The organism is Phyllobacterium ifriqiyense, assembly GCF_030817885.1.
Classification (GTDB): domain Bacteria; phylum Pseudomonadota; class Alphaproteobacteria; order Rhizobiales; family Rhizobiaceae; genus Phyllobacterium; species Phyllobacterium ifriqiyense.
In genome coordinates, this window is record NZ_JAUSZT010000003.1 from 869802 (window position 1) to 888883 (window position 19082).

The window sequence follows — 19082 nt, forward strand, 5'->3', positions numbered from 1 at the left end:
ATCCGCATGAGCAAGAACAAAAAGCCTGTCGATCCACAATCCCTGCCCTATCGCCCCTGTGTCGGCATCATGGTGCTCAACAAGGAAGGACTTGTCTGGGCCGGTCATCGTATCGTCATCCCCAATGACGAGATGGATGGGCAGACCCAGCTTTGGCAAATGCCGCAAGGCGGCATTGATCCAGGTGAAGCTTCGCAACCGGCAGCGCTGCGCGAGCTCTACGAAGAAACCGGCATGAAGTCCGTATCTTTGCTCGCCGAAGCGCCAAACTGGATCAATTATGATCTGCCACCGCATCTGATGGGTGTTGCTCTTAAGGGCAAATATCGCGGCCAGACACAAAAGTGGTTTGCCTATCGCTTTGAAGGCGACGAAAGCGAGATCGCCATCAACCCGCCGCCCGGCGGACATACCCCCGAATTTGACGAATGGGCATGGAAGCCAATGGCGCAATTGCCTGATCTGATCGTTCCATTTAAGCGCGCCGTCTATGAAGAAGTTGTCGCCGCGTTCCAGCATTTGGCGGCAAGCCCAGGCTAAAGACTTTTCCGGTCTAAATAGGAAACCGTTCTTTCTCTCGGATGGCGCCGCAATTCACGCGCAAGGTGGCGAAGTCGATGTTTATTCATCGTCAGATGCCGCCTGACAAAGTGATTGGCTGCGAGCCGAACCCCGCACAGTACTTATCGCACAACCCAAGGCGAACCGCAGGCGTTTCAAGAGACACAATGCACACCCCGGATTCGAGACATCGTGGCTCGCGAAAAAGCATAATAAAAAAGCGGGCCAATGCCCGCTTCATCATTATAGCTCATGCTGAAATACTCAAGCTGCCTTGATGGCTTCCTGCAATGTTGTCAACTGACCGAGCAGATCTTCCGCACGCGACTTCTCTTCGCGTGTAGTCGCATCTTCGAAGTCTTCCTTGGCGTCCTTGATGCGGTTTTGCAGTTCATCAGCCTTTATATCAGTGACGTGTACCGCCGATTCCGCGAGAAGAATGCAGCCATCTGGCGTCACATCAACGAAGCCGCCGAAAACAACATAGCTGTCGGGCTTTCCATCAGGTGTCTTTACTGTGACGACGCCTGGCTTGATCGTTGCCATCAATGGAGCATGGTGAGCCAGGACGGTCATATAGCCTTCCGTGCCCGGAACAACGACTTCAATGACCTGCTCCGAAAGAAGCAGGCGTTCTGGCGAGACGAGTTCAAACTGGAAGGCTTCAGCCATGATATCCACTCAATTCCTGTGATTTAGAGCGCTTGACGTCTTGATGGATCAAAACTGCACTCTAAGCCTTTGTTCCTACGCAACTCCGGACGCAAAACCGTTTCACATTTTTGCTGCTATTGCTTTAGACCCGATCAGTTCAAGCAATTGCAAAACGCGGGAATAGGTTTCCCAATAGAAATTGCCAAATTAGATAGAAAAGGGCGGGCCGTAGCCCGCCATCATTTCCGAATTAGGCTGCTTCTGCTGCCAGACGCTGTGCCTTTTCGATTGCCTCGTCGATCGAGCCAACCATGTAGAATGCTGCTTCCGGCAGGTGATCATAGTCGCCATTGCAAAGACCTTTGAAGCCCTTGATGGTGTCGGCCAGATCAACCAGCTTGCCCGGCGAACCGGTGAAGATTTCCGCAACGAAGAACGGCTGCGACAAGAAGCGTTCGATCTTGCGGGCGCGTGCCACTGCAATCTTGTCTTCTTCCGAAAGCTCGTCCATGCCGAGAATGGCGATGATGTCCTGAAGCGACTTGTAGCGCTGCAGAATTGACTGCACCTGACGGGCAATCTGGTAGTGTTCTTCACCAACGATCAACGGATCGAGCATGCGTGACGTTGAATCGAGCGGATCCACAGCCGGGTAAATACCCTTCTCGGAAATCGCACGGTTCAAGTTCGTCGTCGCATCAAGATGCGCGAAGGATGTCGCAGGCGCCGGATCGGTCAAATCGTCGGCGGGCACGTAAATGGCCTGAACCGAAGTGATCGAACCCTTATGCGTCGTGGTGATGCGTTCCTGCATCTGACCCATGTCGGTTGCCAGCGTTGGCTGATAACCCACAGCAGAAGGAATGCGTCCGAGCAAAGCCGACAATTCCGAACCAGCCTGCGTGAAGCGGAAAATATTATCCACGAAGAACAGAACGTCCTGGCCTTCATCGCGGAAATGCTCCGCAACTGTCAGACCGGAGAGAGCAACACGAGCACGTGCCCCTGGTGGCTCATTCATCTGACCGTAAACAAGTGCGGCCTTGGAACCTTCGCCGCCGCCAGCCTTGTTCACGCCGGACTCAATCATTTCGTGATAGAGATCGTTACCTTCGCGGGTACGTTCACCCACACCGGCAAATACCGAGTAACCACCATGCGCCTTGGCGACGTTGTTGATCAATTCCATGATCAAAACGGTCTTGCCCACGCCGGCACCGCCGAACAGACCAATCTTACCACCACGAGCATAAGGCGCGAGAAGATCGATAACCTTGATGCCTGTGACCAGAATCTGAGCTTCTGTTGACTGATCAACATATTCAGGCGCTGGCTGGTGAATAGCGCGGGTCAAAGTTGTCTTGATCGGGCCAGCTTCGTCAACCGGCTCACCGATAACGTTCATGATACGACCAAGCGTTTCAGGTCCAACCGGAACCATGATCGCAGAACCCGTATCATATACGACCTGACCGCGAACCAGACCTTCTGTCGAGTCCATGGCGATCGTGCGAACTGTGTTCTCACCGAGGTGCTGAGCAACTTCCAGAACCAGGCGATTGCCGAGATTGTCGGTTTCCAGCGCGTTGAGGATCTTTGGCAGAACGCCGCCATCAAAGGCAACGTCAACCACAGCGCCGATGACCTGGCTGACACGACCGACAACGCCGGTTGCCTTCAGGGCAGTCTTCGGTGCCGAAGGCGCCTTGGCAGACTTTGCTGCAGGAGCTTTCGTTGCTGCTGCCTTGGCGGCAGGTGCAGCCTTGGCTTCAGCCTTTGGAGCTGCCTTCGCCGCTGCTGGCTTAGCGGCTGCCTTGGGTGCAGCTGCTTTTGCGGCTGCGGGTGTTTTCGGGGTCGCTGCTTTTGCCATCGATCCTTACCTTCGCGATTAGAGCGCTTCCGCGCCCGAAATGATTTCAATCAGTTCTTTGGTGATCTGGGCCTGACGCTGGCGGTTATACGACATTGTCAGCTTGTTGATCATGTCACCGGCGTTGCGGGTTGCGTTGTCCATGGCGGACATACGCGCACCCTGTTCCGATGCCGCGTTTTCAAGGAGAGCGCGGAAAACCTGGACAGAAATATTGCGTGGGATCAGGTCGCCGAGAATGGCAGCCGGATCCGGTTCATATTCATAGACTGCATCGCCCGCGGTTTCCGGTTCGGCATCGCCAATGGCGCTGGCCGGAATCAGCTGCTGTGCAGTTGGAATCTGCGAAATCACAGACTTGAACTCGGAATAGAACAATGTAGCGACATCAAAAGCGCCTTCATTGTAAAGTCCGATGATCTTGTGACCGATCTCGTCAGCATTGGTGAAACCAACCTGCTTCACTTCACGCAGATTAACGTGATCGATGATAAGCTTGCCAAGATCGCGGCGCAGAATGTCCGCGCCCTTCTTGCCAACGGTGATGATCTTCACTGTCTTGCCATCTGCAAGCAGGCGGCGGGTGTGGTCACGGGCCAAACGCGCAATCTGCGAGTTGAAACCGCCGCAAAGTCCGCGTTCCGATGTGCAGACAATCAAAAGATGCACATCATCTTTTCCGGTTCCGCTCATCAGTACAGGCGCGTCATCACCATCCACATTGGAAGCAATATTCGCCAAAACCGCAGCCATACGTTGCGAGTAAGGGCGCGCGGCTTCCGCAGCTTCCTGCGCACGACGCAGCTTCGCCGCGGCGACCATCTGCATCGCCTTGGTGATTTTCTGCGTCGCCTTGACCGAGGCGATCCGGTTTCTCAGATCCTTTAACGAAGGCATCCGTTCATCCCGTCAGTGGTTAAGCGAAGGACTTGGCAAAGGCATCAACTGCTGCCTTAAGCTTGCCCTTGGTGTCGTCGCTGATCTGCTTTTCTGATGCGATTGTGCTCAGAACATCCTTATGTTCCGTGCGCAGCCATGTCAGCAGGCCCTGTTCAAACTTGCTGACCTGATTGACAGCAAGCTTGTCGAGATAGCCGTTAACACCGGCGAAAATCACAGCAACCTGTTCTTCCGTCTTGAGCGGCGAGAATTGTGGCTGCTTCAAAAGCTCGGTCAGACGCGCGCCGCGATTAAGCAAGCGCTGTGTCGATGCATCGAGATCGGAACCGAACTGCGCGAAAGCAGCCATTTCACGATACTGCGAAAGCTCGCCCTTGATCGAACCCGCTACCTGCTTCATCGCCTTGATCTGCGCAGCAGAACCAACACGGGAAACCGACAGACCAACGTTAACAGCTGGACGGATACCCTGATAGAACAGGTTGGTTTCGAGGAAGATCTGACCGTCGGTGATCGAAATCACGTTGGTCGGAATATAGGCCGACACGTCATTAGCCTGCGTTTCGATGACTGGAAGGGCGGTCAAGGAACCTGCGCCATTTTCGTCGTTGAGCTTGGCAGAACGCTCCAGCAAACGGGAATGCAGATAGAAAACGTCGCCTGGATAGGCTTCACGGCCCGGAGGACGACGCAGCAAAAGCGACATCTGGCGGTAAGCAACAGCCTGCTTGGAAAGATCGTCATAAGCGATCAAAGCGTGCATGCCGTTATCACGGAAATATTCACCCATGGCGCAACCGGCAAACGGTGCCAGATACTGCATTGGTGCAGGATCAGAAGCAGTTGCGGCAACGATGATCGAATATTCAAGCGCGCCGCGCTCTTCAAGGATCTTCACGAACTGGGCAACAGTTGAACGCTTCTGGCCGATAGCGACATAAACACAATACAGCTTCTGGTTCTCGTCGCCCGCATCATGCGCTGGCTTCTGGTTGAGGAATGTGTCGAGAATGATTGCAGTCTTGCCGGTCTGGCGATCGCCGATGACCAATTCGCGCTGTCCACGGCCAACCGGGATCAGAGCATCGATAGCCTTGAGGCCGGTCGACATTGGCTCATGCACCGACTTGCGTGGGATGATACCAGGAGCCTTGACGTCAACGCGTGAACGCTGAGTGGCTTTGATTGGGCCCTTGCCGTCGATTGGATTACCCAGAGCGTCAACAACGCGACCGAGCAATTCCTTGCCGACAGGAACGTCAACGATCGCGCCTGTGCGCTTGACCGTATCACCTTCCTTGATGTCACGGTCGGAACCGAAAATAACGACACCAACATTGTCGCTTTCAAGGTTCAGGGCCATGCCGCGAGTTCCGTCAGGAAACTCCACCATTTCACCGGCCTGAACATTATCCAGACCGTAAACGCGGGCAATACCGTCACCGACGGACAGAACCTGACCAACTTCGGAGACTTCTGCCTCCTGGCCGAAATTCTTGATTTGATCTTTAAGGATTGCGGAAATTTCCGCGGCGCGGATGTCCATCAGCCGACCTCTTTCAGTGCAAGCTTAAGCGAAGAAAGTTTTGTGCGAAGCGAAGTGTCGATCTGGCGGGACCCCAACTTGACGATGAGACCTCCAAGGATCGACGGATCAATGGTGACATTGATTGTCACGTCCTTGCCGGCGACGCTTTTCAGCGTGGCCTTCAATTCTGTCTGCTGCGCCGCCGTCAAGGCATGCGCGGAAGTAACGTCCGCCGCAACCTCACCGCGATGGGCGGTTGCGATCTGGCGGAATGACTGGATCATGGCAGGCACCGAGAAAAGGCGCCGGTTCTGCGCGACAAGACGCAGGAAATTATTGACGAGACCGCTAATCTTGGCCTTGGTCAGAATGGCGGAGATCGCCTTGACCTGATCGCCTGACGAGAAAACCGGGCTAATGATCAAACGCTTCAGTTCAGGACTGCCATCGATAAGAGCCTCGAACCTGCCGAGATCTTTCTCTACCTGCGCAACGGAGTTTGCCTCCAGTGCGAGATCAAACAATGAACCCGCATAGCGCTGGGCAACACCGGAAATGAGCGACGAAGTTTCTGCCACGAACGACAAGCTCTCTGCGTTTTGGCCAAAAATCGGGCGACCTGAAGGGATTTCGGGTCAAATCTTTGGCATTATTGATTTTTTTAACCTCAGAACATGACCCGAAGGCCATCCCTGACGAGATTTGATTGCCGTCTAGCATAGGAATACCGGACTCGCAACACGGGAATCCGGTAAAATGGCGATCAGAATTGCCTGAACTCTGGATAATCTTGAGTCAACTATTCCACTCTGGCCTTTCTGACTATGCGATAAAGCCGAAAGCAAAGAGCAATGGACCTGCGGCAAGGGCCAGTTCAATAATGACCATTACCCAGTTGTAAATCGTATTGCCACGATCTGACATCATCGAGATCAGGCGACCGAAAAGCGTAATTCCCCAGGATACGCCCAAAGCGATCCACAAAAAGGGCTGCGAGAAAATCAGCGCGGAGAGGCCAAGGCCGAGATAAAAACCGGCAAGCGGGCCACGAACCGCCGAAAGAGCTTCCGGATGCGCGGGAACAGTTTGGAGGCGCAAAACTTTCAAGGCTATGCGCGGCGCAAAAAACAGGATGATACCGAACGCCACAGTGATGGCCGCAGATAACCAGGCCATCCACTCCCCCTGACTTGCTGGCCAGTAAAATTCCATTTCTTGCACCCTTTTCTAAACAAACAACTCGACCGCTTATAGATCACCGGACGTCCTCACGGACGCAAGATGGCGATCTATAGTTTTGTATAGCATCGGATTATCCGAAAACCGGAATTCCACTTTCGGTCCGATGCTCTAACAGCCCCTCTTATAGCGCCGCGCTTAAACTTGTCATGGGGCGGCGAAAATGGTGATTTTCGAACCACGGAGCGGAATGTACTTTTGGGTACATGAGCACCGGAGTGCAGAGCGCCATTTGCAGCCCTCCATGACGGGTTTTATAGGAAACTCTGCGGATCAATATCAACCTGCACCCTAATCGACCCTCTTTCTTTTGGACCGGCACCCAGCATCGCGCGAATAAAGCCCTGAATGTCCGCTTTGCGTGTGCCGTGGATAAGCAACCGGAAGCGATGACGGCCCCGCACCAGCGCCAACGGCGCTTCTGCCGGGCCCAGAACATTGATCTGTTGTGATGTGGGCGCGGCGCGGCGCAGGGCGCGCGCATGCGCCTCTGCCTCCGGCCTTGTGGCTGCGGAGATAATCAATGCTCCAAGCCGTCCGAACGGCGGAAGGCCAGAGCGCTCACGCTCTTCTATTTCCCGGTCATAAAATGCCTGGGCATCGCCTGAGACAATGGCCCGCATCACCGGATGGTCCGGCTGATAGGTTTGCAACAGGCCAGTACTTTTCTTGCCGGTTCGCCCGGCGCGGCCCGTTACCTGATTAAGCAATTGGAAGGTGCGCTCCGCAGCACGCGGGTCGCCATTGGCCAAGCCAAGGTCGGCATCGACCACGCCAACCAGCGTCATATTGGGGAAATTATGCCCCTTGGCGACAAGCTGCGTGCCGATCACAATATCGGCCTCGCCGCGCGCAATGGCATCAAGCTCCAGCCGCAGGCGCTTCACGCCCATCAAATCTGATGACAGCACGATAATCCGTGCATCCGGAAACGTTTTTTCGGCTTCTTCCGCGATACGCTCGACCCCTGGCCCGCAGGCGACAAGATGGTCGAGCGTCCCGCAGGAAGGACATGCGTCCGGCTTGGGTTCATGATGTCCGCATTGATGGCAGACTAGCTGCCCGCGAAACCTGTGCTCGACAAGCCAACTGGAGCAACAGGGACATTGGAAACGGTGACCGCAAACCCTGCAAAGGGTTAGAGGTGCGTAACCGCGCCTATTGAGAAAGAGCAGCGACTGCTCTTTGCGCTGTAATGTTTGATTAACCGCCTCGACCAGTGCGGGCGACAGAAACCCGCCCGGACGCGGCGGCGATTTTCGCATGTCGATGGCGCGTAGATTAGGCATCGCCGCCTCGGCATAACGCCCGGTCAGGCGTATGCGGGTATATTTGCCCTGTATCGCATTGACCTGACTTTCAATTGACGGTGTTGCCGAGGCAAGAATCACGGGAAAACTGCCGATATGCCCACGCACCACAGCCATGTCCCGGGCATTATAAAACACCCTGTCTTCCTGCTTGTAGGCAGAGTCATGCTCTTCATCGACAATGATCAGGCCAAGATCATTGAATGGCAGAAACAGTGCTGACCGCGCGCCCGCCACAACCCGGACCTGCCCTTCCATCACTTGCCGCCAGACACGCTCGCGTGTTTTTGGCGCAAGGTCCGAATGCCACTCCGCAGGCTTGGTCCCGAAACGGTCGTGGAAACGATCGAGGAATTGCTGCGTCAGCGCGATTTCCGGCAAAAGGATCAGCACCTGCTTGCCCTGCTCGATCGCCTTGGCAAGCGCTTCGAAATAGACTTCGGTCTTGCCCGAGCCGGTGACGCCATCAAGCAGAGTGACCGAAAAGTCCTTGCTCGATACTGCTTCCACGAGCCTGTCGGCAGCTTCAGCCTGATCGCTGGAAAGAACCGCTTTGGCATAATTGATATCCGGCGCAGCCACGATGGGACGCGGCGGGATCATCACCTGCTCAAACACGCCAGCCGTATGAAGACCATCGATCACGGTAGCGGAAACACCGGCGGCATGGGCAAGGCCGGTGCGGGTCCACGCCATGCCATCTTCGGCAAGCTCAAGAACGCGGGCGCGTGCCCCCGTCATCCGCTCCGGCTCCCTGCCCGAAAAGCGCAAGCCCGGCACGTGTGGCTCGGGGTCGAATGCAGCGGGAACTCGCAAGACCATGCGCGCCACCATTCCCGGCGGCGAAATCGTATAATCGGCGGCCCAGCGCATAAAGCGCATCATGCCATCATCAACAGGAGGGCAATCGAAAAGCTCCGAAATTGGCCGCAATTTCTTGGCGGAAATATCATCGGTCACATCACTTGTGACAATGCCAGCGACCTCGCGCGGGCCCAGCGGCACACGTACGATTGATCCCGGCTTTACATCCATTCCCTCCGGCACGGCATAGCTATAGGGCCGCTCTGCCGGCATAGGCACGAGCACCGGAACGATTTTTTGCGGGAGGCGCGAATCTTCACTCATATGTGCGTGACCTTGACGCGGCTTTGGTCTAAAGAAAAGCCACTTTCCGGAGATATATCCCATCTCCTCTCCAGACCAGCTGTCATATTAGGAAGGAATGCCCCAATGAAGTTTTTTGTCGATACTGCCGATGTTAAGGATATCCGCGAGCTTAACGACCTAGGACTGGTCGATGGCGTTACGACGAACCCTTCGCTCATTCTCAAATCCGGCCGCAGCATTCTCGAAGTCACCAAGGAAATCTGCAGCATCGTCAAGGGACCTGTCTCTGCAGAAGTTGCTGCCGTGGAATATGAGCAGATGATGAAGGAAGCTGCTGTTCTCGCCAAGATCGCTGACAATATCTGCATCAAGGTTCCGCTGACGCTTGACGGCCTTCGCGCTTGCAAGGCGCTTCGCTCCGACGGTCATCTCGTCAACGTCACCCTATGCTTCTCCGCCAATCAGGCGCTTCTTGCTGCCAAGGCCGGTGCAAGCTTCATCTCCCCCTTCATTGGTCGTATTGACGATATTGGCATTGACGGCATGGAGCTGATCTCCGAAATCCGCACCATCTATGACAATTACGACTATCCGACTGAAATTCTTGCTGCGTCTGTGCGCACCGTCAACCACGTCAAGAGCGCGGCATTGATCGGCGCTGATGTCGTCACAGCACCGCCTGCCACTTTGAAGGCGTTGGTCAAGCACCCGCTGACAGATAAGGGTCTCGAAACATTCCTGGCCGATTGGGCAAAGACAGGCCAATCCATCGCTTAGTTTGATCTGATCTATAAATACAAAAACGCCCGTCTTGTTCAATCAAGGCGGGCGTTTTGTTAGGTAAGAGATTTTCAAATCAAAATTTGGAAAGGTCCTGCGCGACACTCAGGTTCAGTGCCTCGGCCAGTTCACGTGCGGCACGATTATTTGCGTCGCGCGCTGCACGGGTGGCCGCAAAACGCTGCCGTGGCGAATCATAATTCGACGTCACAATTCTCGTTCCCTGACCAACAACCTGCCCGTCTGACGTCCGCTTCAAAACGTAAGTGCCGGTCATGCGGATCAAGCCCGCCGTCGGCTGGCCTGATTTATCATTGGTCGCGTTCTGGATAAGGGCCAGAGAAAGGTCCTTCGAACTCACACCGAGCTGCAGCGAATATGCGGGACTTGCTGGCTGACCAGCACCACCTGCAAACAGGAAGATCAAATGGTTCCGCACCTCCTGCGTAACGCGGTCGCCAGGCTGGTTGATGGAAACACTCGCAAGCTTGGAGCGCATGCTGCCATCGACACCGACGCTGCTGCCAACAGCAGGACCGGCATCAGAATAAAGCGGGCGCACCTGACAGCCACTGGCAACCAGCGCCAATCCTACAACGCATAGGGACAACAAACGCTTGGAGCTAAAGCCCTGCATCCAACGATCAGACAACGACATTGATGATCCTCTGCGGTACAATAATGACTTTCTTCGGCGAATTGCCATTCAACGCTGTCTGCACGAAATCAAGTGCAAGCACGGCCTTTTCGACCGTCAATTGATCCGCATCGCGGGCAATTGTCAAATCCCCGCGCTTCTTTCCGTTGATCTGCACGGGCATGGTGACATCGTTCTCGACAATCAATGCCGGATCGAACTGAGGCCACGGACGGTGCGCAATCAAATCCTGCCCGTCCAACGCTTTCCAGCATTCTTCGGCCAAGTGCGGCATCATCGGCGCAATCATCGAAAGCAGCATTTCCGTGGCCTGACGGCAAGCGCCGGTCAACGCAGCATCTGCTTCGCCTGCGGCAATTTTTTGCAAGGGACCAGCCAAAAGATTCACCAGCTCATAGAGACGGGCCACGGCTTTGTTGAAGCCCAGTTTCTCCAGGTCTTCGCCAACCAGCTTGACTGTCCGGTGGGCCACCTTGGAAATCTGCAAGGCGTCACCGTCAGTCGCTGCCACTGGCGCCACACCTTTCAGGCTCTCTGCTGCCTCCGATACCAGCCGCCAAACGCGCTGCACAAAACGGTGCGCGCCCTCTGCTCCCGCTTCTGTCCAGATGACATCGCGTTCGGGCGGTGAATCGGACAGCATGAACCATCGGGCTGTATCAGCACCGTAGGAAGCAATAATATCATCCGGATCGACGACGTTTTTCTTCGACTTCGACATTTTCTCGATCGAGCCGATTTCGACTTCCTCGCCCGTGGCAAGCAAGACCGCGCGGCGCTTGCCATCGATTTCTTCCAGTTTGATTTCAGCCGGAGTAACCCAGCCTTCCTTGCCCTTATAAGTCTCGTGCACGACCATGCCTTGGGTGAACAGACCCTTGAAAGGCTCGCTAATGTCCAGATGACCGGCAACTTTCATCGCCCGCGTAAAGAAGCGCGAATAAAGCAAGTGCAAAATGGCGTGCTCGATGCCGCCAATATATTGATCGACCGGCAGCCAATGATTGGCAATTTTCGGATTGGTCGGTTCATTTTCCCATGGCGCCGTAAAGCGTGCGAAATACCACGATGAGTCGACGAATGTATCCATCGTGTCGGTTTCGCGGCGCGCAGCCTTGCCGCATTTCGGGCAGTTGACATGACGCCATGTTGGATGACGATCCAGCGGATTGCCGGGACGGTCAAATTCCACATCGTCGGGGAGCTTCACCGGCAAGTCAGCTTTTGGCACAGGCACCACACCGCAATCATCGCAATGGATCATGGGGATCGGGCATCCCCAGTAACGCTGGCGGGAAATACCCCAGTCGCGCAGACGGAAATTGACCTTGCGTTCGCCTTGCGGGCGATTGCCGATTGTCTGGTTCTCCAGCTTTTTTGCAACCTCGTCAAAGGCCTCAGCAGGTGTCAACCCATCCAGAAAACGTGAATTGATCATCACGCCATCATCCACATAGGCCGTCTCTGTTACCTGGAAGGTCGCAGCATCTGCATCCTTCGGCATGACAACCGGCACCACCGGCAAACCATATTTATTGGCAAAATCCAGATCGCGCTGATCGCCGGAAGGACAGCCGAAAATCGCGCCCGTGCCATAGTCCATCAGGACGAAATTGGCGACATAGACCGGCAATGTCCAGCTCGCATCCAGCGGATGGACAACGCGCAGGCCCGTATCGAAACCCTTCTTCTCAGCCGTTTCCAGGGCAGCAACGGAGGTTCCCGCACGGCGGCATTCCTCATTGAATTCCGCCAGAGCAGCATTGTGCTCAGCGGCTTTTTTCGCCAGCGGATGATCGGCAGCAATCGCAATGAACGAGGCACCGAACAGCGTATCGGGGCGGGTTGTATAGACTTCGATCTCGCTAGCTTCGGACGTGGCTGACGTCTCATCCAGCGCCCAGCGGATCAGCATGCCTTCCGATTTGCCGATCCAGTTGCGCTGCATCAGGCGCACCTTGTCCGGCCATTGGTCCAGCCCGTCCAGCGCGCTCAGCAATTCTTCGTTGAAGTCGGTGATCTTGAAAAACCACTGCGTCAGCTCACGTTGCTCAACCAGAGCGCCGGAACGCCAGCCGCGTCCGTCAATGACCTGCTCATTGGCAAGCACCGTCATATCCTCCGGATCCCAATTGACCTTGGAGGATTTGCGCGTCACGAGCCCCTTCTCAACGAAATCGAGGAAAAGCATCTGCTGGCGGTGATAATATTCAACATCGCATGTTGCGAATTCACGCGACCAGTCGAGTGACAGGCCCATGGACTTCAACTGTTTGCGCATCGAATCAATGTTCTGATAGGTCCAGGTTTTCGGGTGAACCTTGTTCTGCATCGCTGCATTTTCGGCAGGCATGCCAAAAGCATCCCAGCCCATCGGGTGCAGGACATTGAAGCCTTTGGCACGTTTGTAGCGCGCTACAACATCGCCCATGGCATAATTGCGCACGTGACCCATGTGGATACGGCCCGATGGATAGGGAAACATTTCCAGCACGTAATAAGGATCACGCGGATCATCATTGCTGGTTTCAAAGAGCTTGGCGTCGTCCCAAACTTTCTGCCAGTGCTTTTCTGCCACACGCGGGTTGTAACGTTCGGTTGCCATGAACGGGATTCTCTTGCAAAGGATACTGGATTAGGGTGCGTCGAAGTTCAGGTCAGGGTGAGCCGAAAATGGTAGTTTTCGAGAACCGGAACGGAGTGAACTTTTGGTTCATGAGTACCGGAAGCACAGAAAAGTGCCATTTGCAGGCCACCATGGCGTGAATCTCGCACACCCTAGTTGGGCGGACCTTCACCACGTATTAAGTGAACCGTCAACCACTTGAGACTTTCGGGCGGGCGAAAACCGGCTCGAACCATATAAATAGGAACAGAACCTGCCATGTCGACTGCTGTTGATCAACTTTTTGCCGTTCGTGCCGCAATAGGAAAAGCTTCCATTGAAGCTGGGCGCAAGATGGATTCGGTACAGCTGGTAGCGGTATCCAAGACTTTCGGCGCGGACGAAATACGTCCCGTGCTTGATGCAGGTCAGCGCGTCTTCGGAGAAAACCGCGTTCAGGAGGCGCAAGGCAAATGGCCAGCCGTTCGCTCTGAGTTTTCTGGTCTTGAACTCCATCTCATTGGGCCGCTGCAATCCAACAAGTGCGAGGATGCTGTCGCGCTGTTCGATGTCATCGAGACTGTCGACCGTGAGAAGATCGCAGCAGCACTGGCGACTGAAATGAAGAAACAAAACCGCTTTCCCAAACTATATGTTCAGGTCAATACCGGCTCTGAGCCGCAAAAGGCTGGTATCGAGCCCAAGCAAGCGGTGGCTTTTGTGCAGCGGTGCCGCGACGTGCATGGCCTCGCGATTGAGGGACTGATGTGCATCCCCCCCGCTGAAGAAAATCCCGGACCTCATTTTGCCCTGCTGCGTAAAATCGCAGGAGAGGCAAAGGTGGAAAAACTATCCATGGGAATGTCGGGAGATTATGAGGTTGCCATTGGTTTCGGCGCGACTTCCGTGCGTGTTGGCTCGGCAATCTTTGGGGGCCGTCCTTTGCCCGCAAAATAACTGTGCTCACACAAATAATGGCCCGTTGTCGCACATCTGCGACGGAACGCCTTCGTTAGATATCATTTGCTGTATTTACGCAGCAATTTGCATGGTGATAATGAAATCAAATGCCTTCCCCCGGGAAGGATTCCGGGTGGAGGCCCGTCAGATCAGTTTGGAGGAAATGAATGTCCGAGAAGGTATATCCCGTGCTGGCCAGCGCGAAGAAGAACGCGCTTATCGACAATGATACCTATCTCAGCTGGTACAAGCAGAGCATCAAGGATCCGGAGAAATTCTGGGGCAAGCATGGCAAGCGTATCGACTGGTTCAAGCCTTACACGAAAGTCAAGAATACTTCATTTTCCGGAAAAGTCTCGATCAAATGGTTTGAGGATGGCGTCACCAACGTTGCCTATAATTGTATTGATCGGCACCTGAAAAAGCGCGGCGATCAGGTTGCGATCATCTGGGAAGGCGATAATCCCTATCTCGACAAGAAAATCACATATAACGAACTTTACGATCAGGTTTGCCGGCTCGCCAATGTGATGAAAAAGCACGGCGTCAAGAAGGGCGACCGGGTTACCATCTACATGCCGATGATCCCCGAGGCCTCCTATGCGATGCTGGCCTGCGCGCGTATCGGCGCTGTTCATTCCGTGGTCTTTGGCGGCTTCTCACCTGACGCTCTGGCCGGGCGTATCATCGACTGCGAATCGACATTTGTCATCACCGCCGATGAGGGTATGCGGGGCGGCAAGCCAATCCCGCTCAAAGACAATACGGATAAGGCGATCGACATTGCTGCCAAGCATCACGTTATGGTCAAGAACGTATTGGTGGTCCGCCGCACCGGCGGCAAGACGACTTGGGCGACCAGCCGTGACCTTTGGTATCACGAGGAAATCGCCTCGGTGAAAGGCGAGTGCAAACCGGAAAAGATGAAGGCGGAAGATCCACTTTTCATTCTTTATACGTCAGGCTCGACGGGCAAGCCGAAAGGGGTTCTGCATACCACAGGCGGCTATCTCGTCTACGCGTCCATGACGCATGAATATGTCTTCGATTATCATGAGGGCGATATTTACTGGTGCACCGCCGACGTTGGCTGGGTTACGGGCCATTCCTATATCGTCTATGGCCCGCTTACCAATGGCGCGACCACCCTCATGTTTGAAGGCGTTCCCAACTATCCTTCCGTATCGCGTTTCTGGGAAGTTATCGACAAGCACAAGGTAAATATCTTCTACACAGCCCCCACTGCCCTGCGCGCTTTGATGGGTGCGGGCGACGAACCGGTAAAGAAGACCTCGCGCAAATCCCTGCGCGTTCTGGGTTCCGTCGGCGAGCCGATCAATCCGGAAGCATGGGAATGGTATTATCAGGTAGTGGGCGAGAAGCGTTCGCCTATTGTCGATACCTGGTGGCAGACCGAAACCGGCGGCATCTTGATTACTCCGCTTCCCGGTGCAACGGCCCTCAAGCCCGGTTCTGCAACGCGTCCGTTCTTCGGCGTCCAGCCACAATTGGTCGATAATGAAGGCGATGTTGTTGAGGGCGCAGCCGATGGCAATCTGTGCATTACCGATTCATGGCCGGGTCAAATGCGCACCCTTTATGGAGATCACAAACGTTTCATCGAAGCCTATTTCTCCACCTATAAGGGCAAGTACTTTACCGGAGACGGCTGTCGCCGCGACAAGGATGGTTATTACTGGATCACAGGCCGTGTTGATGATGTTCTCAACGTGTCCGGCCACCGCATGGGTACGGCAGAAGTTGAGTCGGCACTGGTCTCGCATGATACGGTGTCGGAAGCGGCAGTTGTTGGCTATCCGCACGATCTGAAGGGCCAAGGCATCTATTGCTATGTGACCTTGATGGCTGGCCTTGAAGGGTCGGATGAATTGCGCAAGGAACTCGTCACCCATGTGCGCAAGGAAATCGGCCCTATCGCTTCGCCGGACAAAATCCAGTTTGCGCCGGGCCTGCCGAAAACACGTTCCGGCAAGATCATGCGCCGTATTTTGCGCAAGATCGCCGAGGATGATTTCGGCTCACTTGGCGATACGTCGACACTCGCCGATCCGGCAGTTGTCGATGATCTGATTGCCAATCGCCAGAACAAGAAGGGCTAGGCCTGCAGGAATTATCGTGCGTGGTTCGCCCTTCGACAAGCTCAGGAGGGCGAACCACGCATTGTGCGTTTTGCAGCAATTCGCATACAAATTCCGTGAACCAATCAGCAGCCGATCTGCCGCCTGATCTCGTCAACTTGTTCTTTCGAATGACAGATATTCTCACAGGGAATGCCGTCATCATCAGCATCGGCACGGGCATATCCATCGCACCATATCTGCACGGCCTCCTCGCAGGAGTTGACCTGTTTGCAAGTTGTTCTGGCAGACAGCACCAACCAGGGGGATTGCTGTGGTTTTGCAGTCGTTTGTGAAATCGGGGCTGGGAGCGCGCCGGTCGTAGCTACGACTGAACAAGCGACTCCGATGAACACACAGGCAAAACTCGGCAGGCGCATGAATACCCCAAAAAATGGTTCTCATGCCACGATACAACCAGAAGTAGATTTGTCTATCCTACCTTCTATTTATATAAATCAGCCCGCGTTTGCGGCACGGCTGATATCCCGCGCTTGCGTCTGGATGCCAATGTCTGGTTGATCTGTACGGTCCCGCGTTCGAATGCCAGTGCGCAGCCGGTGAGGTAAAGCAGCCAGAGCCGGGCTTTGGGTGCACCTACTTCGGCAATTGCTTCATCAAAGCGCGCATGCAGCCGGTCAGCCCATATGCGACAGGTTTTGCCATAATGTTCGCGCAGATTTTCCGCATCATGCACTTCGAAACCATGACCTTCAAGGTTCTCGACAGTCATGCCAAGATGATCTAGTTCGCCGCCCGGGAAAATATACTTCACCAGCGCCAGATGCTCTGCACTCTTGCGACCGAAGGCTTTTTTATTGCGCTTCATGCGACGGGTGATCGCGTGGTGCAAATAAAGCCCGCCCGGCTTCAAAAGCCTGTGCACGCTCGAATAATAAGTATCGTAATGCGCGATACCAACCGCTTCGAACATGCCGATAGACGAGATTTTGTCAAAGCGCATTTGCGGGTCCTTTGCCAATTCCTCATAGGATTTGACATGGATCGTAATCTTGTCCTCAAGACCTTCCGCCTTGATCCGTTCCCGCGCCAGCGCCGTCTGCGCCTCCGACAGGGAAACACCTGTGCCGGTTATACCATAATGCTTGGCCGCATAGATCAGCATGGCACCCCAGCCGCAACCAATATCCAAAAGCCGCTCTCCGGGCTTCAGGCGCAGCTTGCGGCAGATCAGTTCGAGCTTATCCGCTTGCGCCTGATCGATAGTGTTGTTCCAGTCCGTGAAATAGGCACAGGTATAGACCATGCGATCATCGAGGAAGAGCTGATAGAATGCGTTCGAAACATCATAGTGATGTGTGATCGCCTCTTTATTCGAGCCACTGACATAGGGATTTTTGCCACCGAGGCCGGATGATCCTCTCTTGCCGCCGCTCAAAAGCAGTGCAGGAATGTCCTTTAACAATTGCCATTTCGGCAATGCCTTGATCTTCTCTTTCAGCTTGCCCTTTGGCCCGCGCTCGACAAGATCGAACAATGTGCCATTCTTTACATCGATCTGACCGGAAACCCACAATTCGACAATGGAACCAATGTTCGGCTTGAGTGCCAGCTGGCGCACGGTCATCGGGTCATTGATCACCAGCACAGGCCCGTCAGCATCGCCAATACGGGTGCCATCCCACAGTTCGACCGAAAATTGCGGTTCGATCAGATCAATCACGGTGCGGATAATTCGCGCTGCCCGGTGCTCAGCTGCCATTTCTTGCCTCCAGGCACTGAAACAGTGCTTGCATAAATACGAAACCTGATTTGCTCTAAGCAGGTTTCTGAAAACTGTCCAACGGTTTTGCGGTAAAATCCTCGACAAAGAAGCTTGCAGAAAGCCCATTTGCAATCGAACCGGCGCACACGGATGATTTTTCTCTTGAAATCCGCCAAAAGCCACCCCATTCTCTTCGTGTGTTCAACGAACGTAAAGGAGGTGATCCGATGTCTAGTGATTTCGATATGTGCCACAAGGCGTCTGATGCTACTCTGCGGAGATCATCTCTCCGTTGAAAACAGCAGCCCGGTCGCGACCGGGTATAGGCCCTTAGGCCAGACGGAATTACGGGGCCATCCTTCAAGGGTGGCCCTTTCCTTTTGGGGTTGTTGCGGGCGTTCCTTATAGCGCAGATTTGTTGACATGGGCGGTGAGCCCGACATTGAGCGCCTTCAAAACTGCAAGTGTTGTTTCAAGGGTAGGATTGCCGTTTTCGCTCAAGGAACGATAAAGCTGCTCGCGCGCAAGTCCCGTCTCCCTGGATATTCCAGTCATCCCTTTTGCTCGCGCGACGACGCCGAGAGCATGCGCGATATAGGCAGCATCATTTGTGTCCAATGCCTCCGTCATAAAAACAGCAACCGCTTGATCGGAAGTAAGATCTTCTGCCGGATCATAGTCGTAAAGTTTTTCGGCCATTTATTCGCTCCACTCTTCTGCAAGACGCTTCGCCATTTTGATGTCTCGTGCCTGAGTACTTTTATCGCCAGCACACAACAGAATGACAATCACGTCGCCTCTACGCTGGAAATAAATCCGATATCCCGGCACTTCATGGATGCGCAGTTCACTAACACCTAGGCCTACCGGTGCTACATCACCAAAATGGCCAAAAGAAAGACGGTCGAGTCGAGAGGATATCAATGCGCGTACTCTTGGATTTTTAAGACCCAATCGCCATTTTCTGAAGGTATCTGTCTGCTTCAACTTCGTGGTATTGAATTTTTTAAATTACATATTGTCAATATAAGATCACTGTAATC

Annotated in this window: 16 protein-coding genes; 4 read left to right on the top strand and 12 right to left on the bottom strand. The window is 54.3% G+C overall.

What is annotated here, in order from left to right:
- Window positions 1-6: 6 nt before the first annotated feature.
- On the top strand, window positions 7-540 hold the full coding sequence (locus QFZ34_RS11820) for an RNA pyrophosphohydrolase (protein ID WP_307281099.1): 534 nt from the start codon (window positions 7-9) through the stop codon (window positions 538-540).
- 285 nt (window positions 541-825) lie between these two features.
- Here QFZ34_RS11820 and QFZ34_RS11825 read toward each other — a convergent pair whose 3' ends face one another.
- From QFZ34_RS11825 to QFZ34_RS11855, 7 genes are all read right to left on the bottom strand, one after another.
- The gene (locus QFZ34_RS11825) at window positions 826-1233 is read right to left on the bottom strand and encodes a F0F1 ATP synthase subunit epsilon (RefSeq protein WP_115054341.1); all 408 of its coding nucleotides are present in this window, start codon (window positions 1231-1233) and stop codon (window positions 826-828) included.
- 232 nt (window positions 1234-1465) lie between these two features.
- Entirely contained in the window at window positions 1466-3085 is a 1620-nt protein-coding gene (gene atpD / locus QFZ34_RS11830; RefSeq protein WP_307281103.1) for a F0F1 ATP synthase subunit beta, read from the bottom strand.
- A gap of 18 nt (window positions 3086-3103) precedes the next feature.
- Window positions 3104-3982 carry a F0F1 ATP synthase subunit gamma gene (locus QFZ34_RS11835; RefSeq protein ID WP_115054343.1) on the bottom strand — a complete coding sequence of 293 codons (879 nt, stop codon included), beginning with the start codon at window positions 3980-3982 and terminating at the stop codon, window positions 3104-3106.
- 19 nt (window positions 3983-4001) lie between these two features.
- On the bottom strand, window positions 4002-5531 hold the full coding sequence (gene atpA, locus QFZ34_RS11840) for a F0F1 ATP synthase subunit alpha (RefSeq protein ID WP_115054344.1): 1530 nt from the start codon (window positions 5529-5531) through the stop codon (window positions 4002-4004).
- Entirely contained in the window at window positions 5531-6091 is a 561-nt protein-coding gene (locus tag QFZ34_RS11845; protein ID WP_115054771.1) for a F0F1 ATP synthase subunit delta, read from the bottom strand. Before QFZ34_RS11845 ends, atpA begins: the two co-directional genes overlap by 1 nt.
- Window positions 6092-6335: 244 nt before the next feature.
- Window positions 6336-6725, bottom strand: coding sequence for an AGROH133_08824 family phage infection protein (locus QFZ34_RS11850; protein ID WP_115054345.1), 390 nt, complete (start codon window positions 6723-6725; stop codon window positions 6336-6338).
- 281 nt (window positions 6726-7006) lie between these two features.
- On the bottom strand, window positions 7007-9190 hold the full coding sequence (locus tag QFZ34_RS11855) for a primosomal protein N' (protein WP_307281112.1): 2184 nt from the start codon (window positions 9188-9190) through the stop codon (window positions 7007-7009).
- A gap of 105 nt (window positions 9191-9295) precedes the next feature.
- On the opposite strand from QFZ34_RS11855, the gene fsa reads away from it, so the two are divergent.
- Entirely contained in the window at window positions 9296-9949 is a 654-nt protein-coding gene (gene fsa, locus QFZ34_RS11860; RefSeq protein WP_115054346.1) for a fructose-6-phosphate aldolase, read from the top strand.
- Between the two features lie 79 nt (window positions 9950-10028).
- Here fsa and QFZ34_RS11865 read toward each other — a convergent pair whose 3' ends face one another.
- On the bottom strand, window positions 10029-10610 hold the full coding sequence (locus QFZ34_RS11865; RefSeq protein ID WP_115054347.1) for an LPS assembly lipoprotein LptE: 582 nt from the start codon (window positions 10608-10610) through the stop codon (window positions 10029-10031).
- Entirely contained in the window at window positions 10597-13215 is a 2619-nt protein-coding gene (gene leuS, locus QFZ34_RS11870; protein WP_307281115.1) for a leucine--tRNA ligase, read from the bottom strand. The genes QFZ34_RS11865 and leuS overlap by 14 nt, the downstream gene beginning before the upstream one ends.
- A gap of 279 nt (window positions 13216-13494) precedes the next feature.
- Between leuS and QFZ34_RS11875 the strand changes: the two genes are divergently transcribed.
- Both QFZ34_RS11875 and acs read left to right on the top strand, forming a co-directional pair.
- On the top strand, window positions 13495-14172 hold the full coding sequence (locus QFZ34_RS11875) for a YggS family pyridoxal phosphate-dependent enzyme (RefSeq protein WP_307281119.1): 678 nt from the start codon (window positions 13495-13497) through the stop codon (window positions 14170-14172).
- Between the two features lie 170 nt (window positions 14173-14342).
- The gene (acs, locus tag QFZ34_RS11880) at window positions 14343-16295 is read left to right on the top strand and encodes an acetate--CoA ligase (RefSeq protein WP_307281121.1); all 1953 of its coding nucleotides are present in this window, start codon (window positions 14343-14345) and stop codon (window positions 16293-16295) included.
- Window positions 16296-16758: 463 nt separating this feature from the next.
- Here acs and QFZ34_RS11890 read toward each other — a convergent pair whose 3' ends face one another.
- The 3 genes from QFZ34_RS11890 to QFZ34_RS11900 form a co-directional block, all read right to left on the bottom strand.
- Window positions 16759-18036, bottom strand: coding sequence for an SAM-dependent methyltransferase (locus tag QFZ34_RS11890; RefSeq protein ID WP_307281126.1), 1278 nt, complete (start codon window positions 18034-18036; stop codon window positions 16759-16761).
- Between the two features lie 405 nt (window positions 18037-18441).
- Window positions 18442-18738: an addiction module antidote protein gene (locus QFZ34_RS11895; protein WP_115054353.1), complete on the bottom strand. Its 297-nt coding sequence runs from the start codon at window positions 18736-18738 to the stop codon at window positions 18442-18444.
- Window positions 18739-19026: a type II toxin-antitoxin system RelE/ParE family toxin gene (locus tag QFZ34_RS11900; RefSeq protein ID WP_307281129.1), complete on the bottom strand. Its 288-nt coding sequence runs from the start codon at window positions 19024-19026 to the stop codon at window positions 18739-18741.
- Window positions 19027-19082 lie beyond the last annotated feature (56 nt).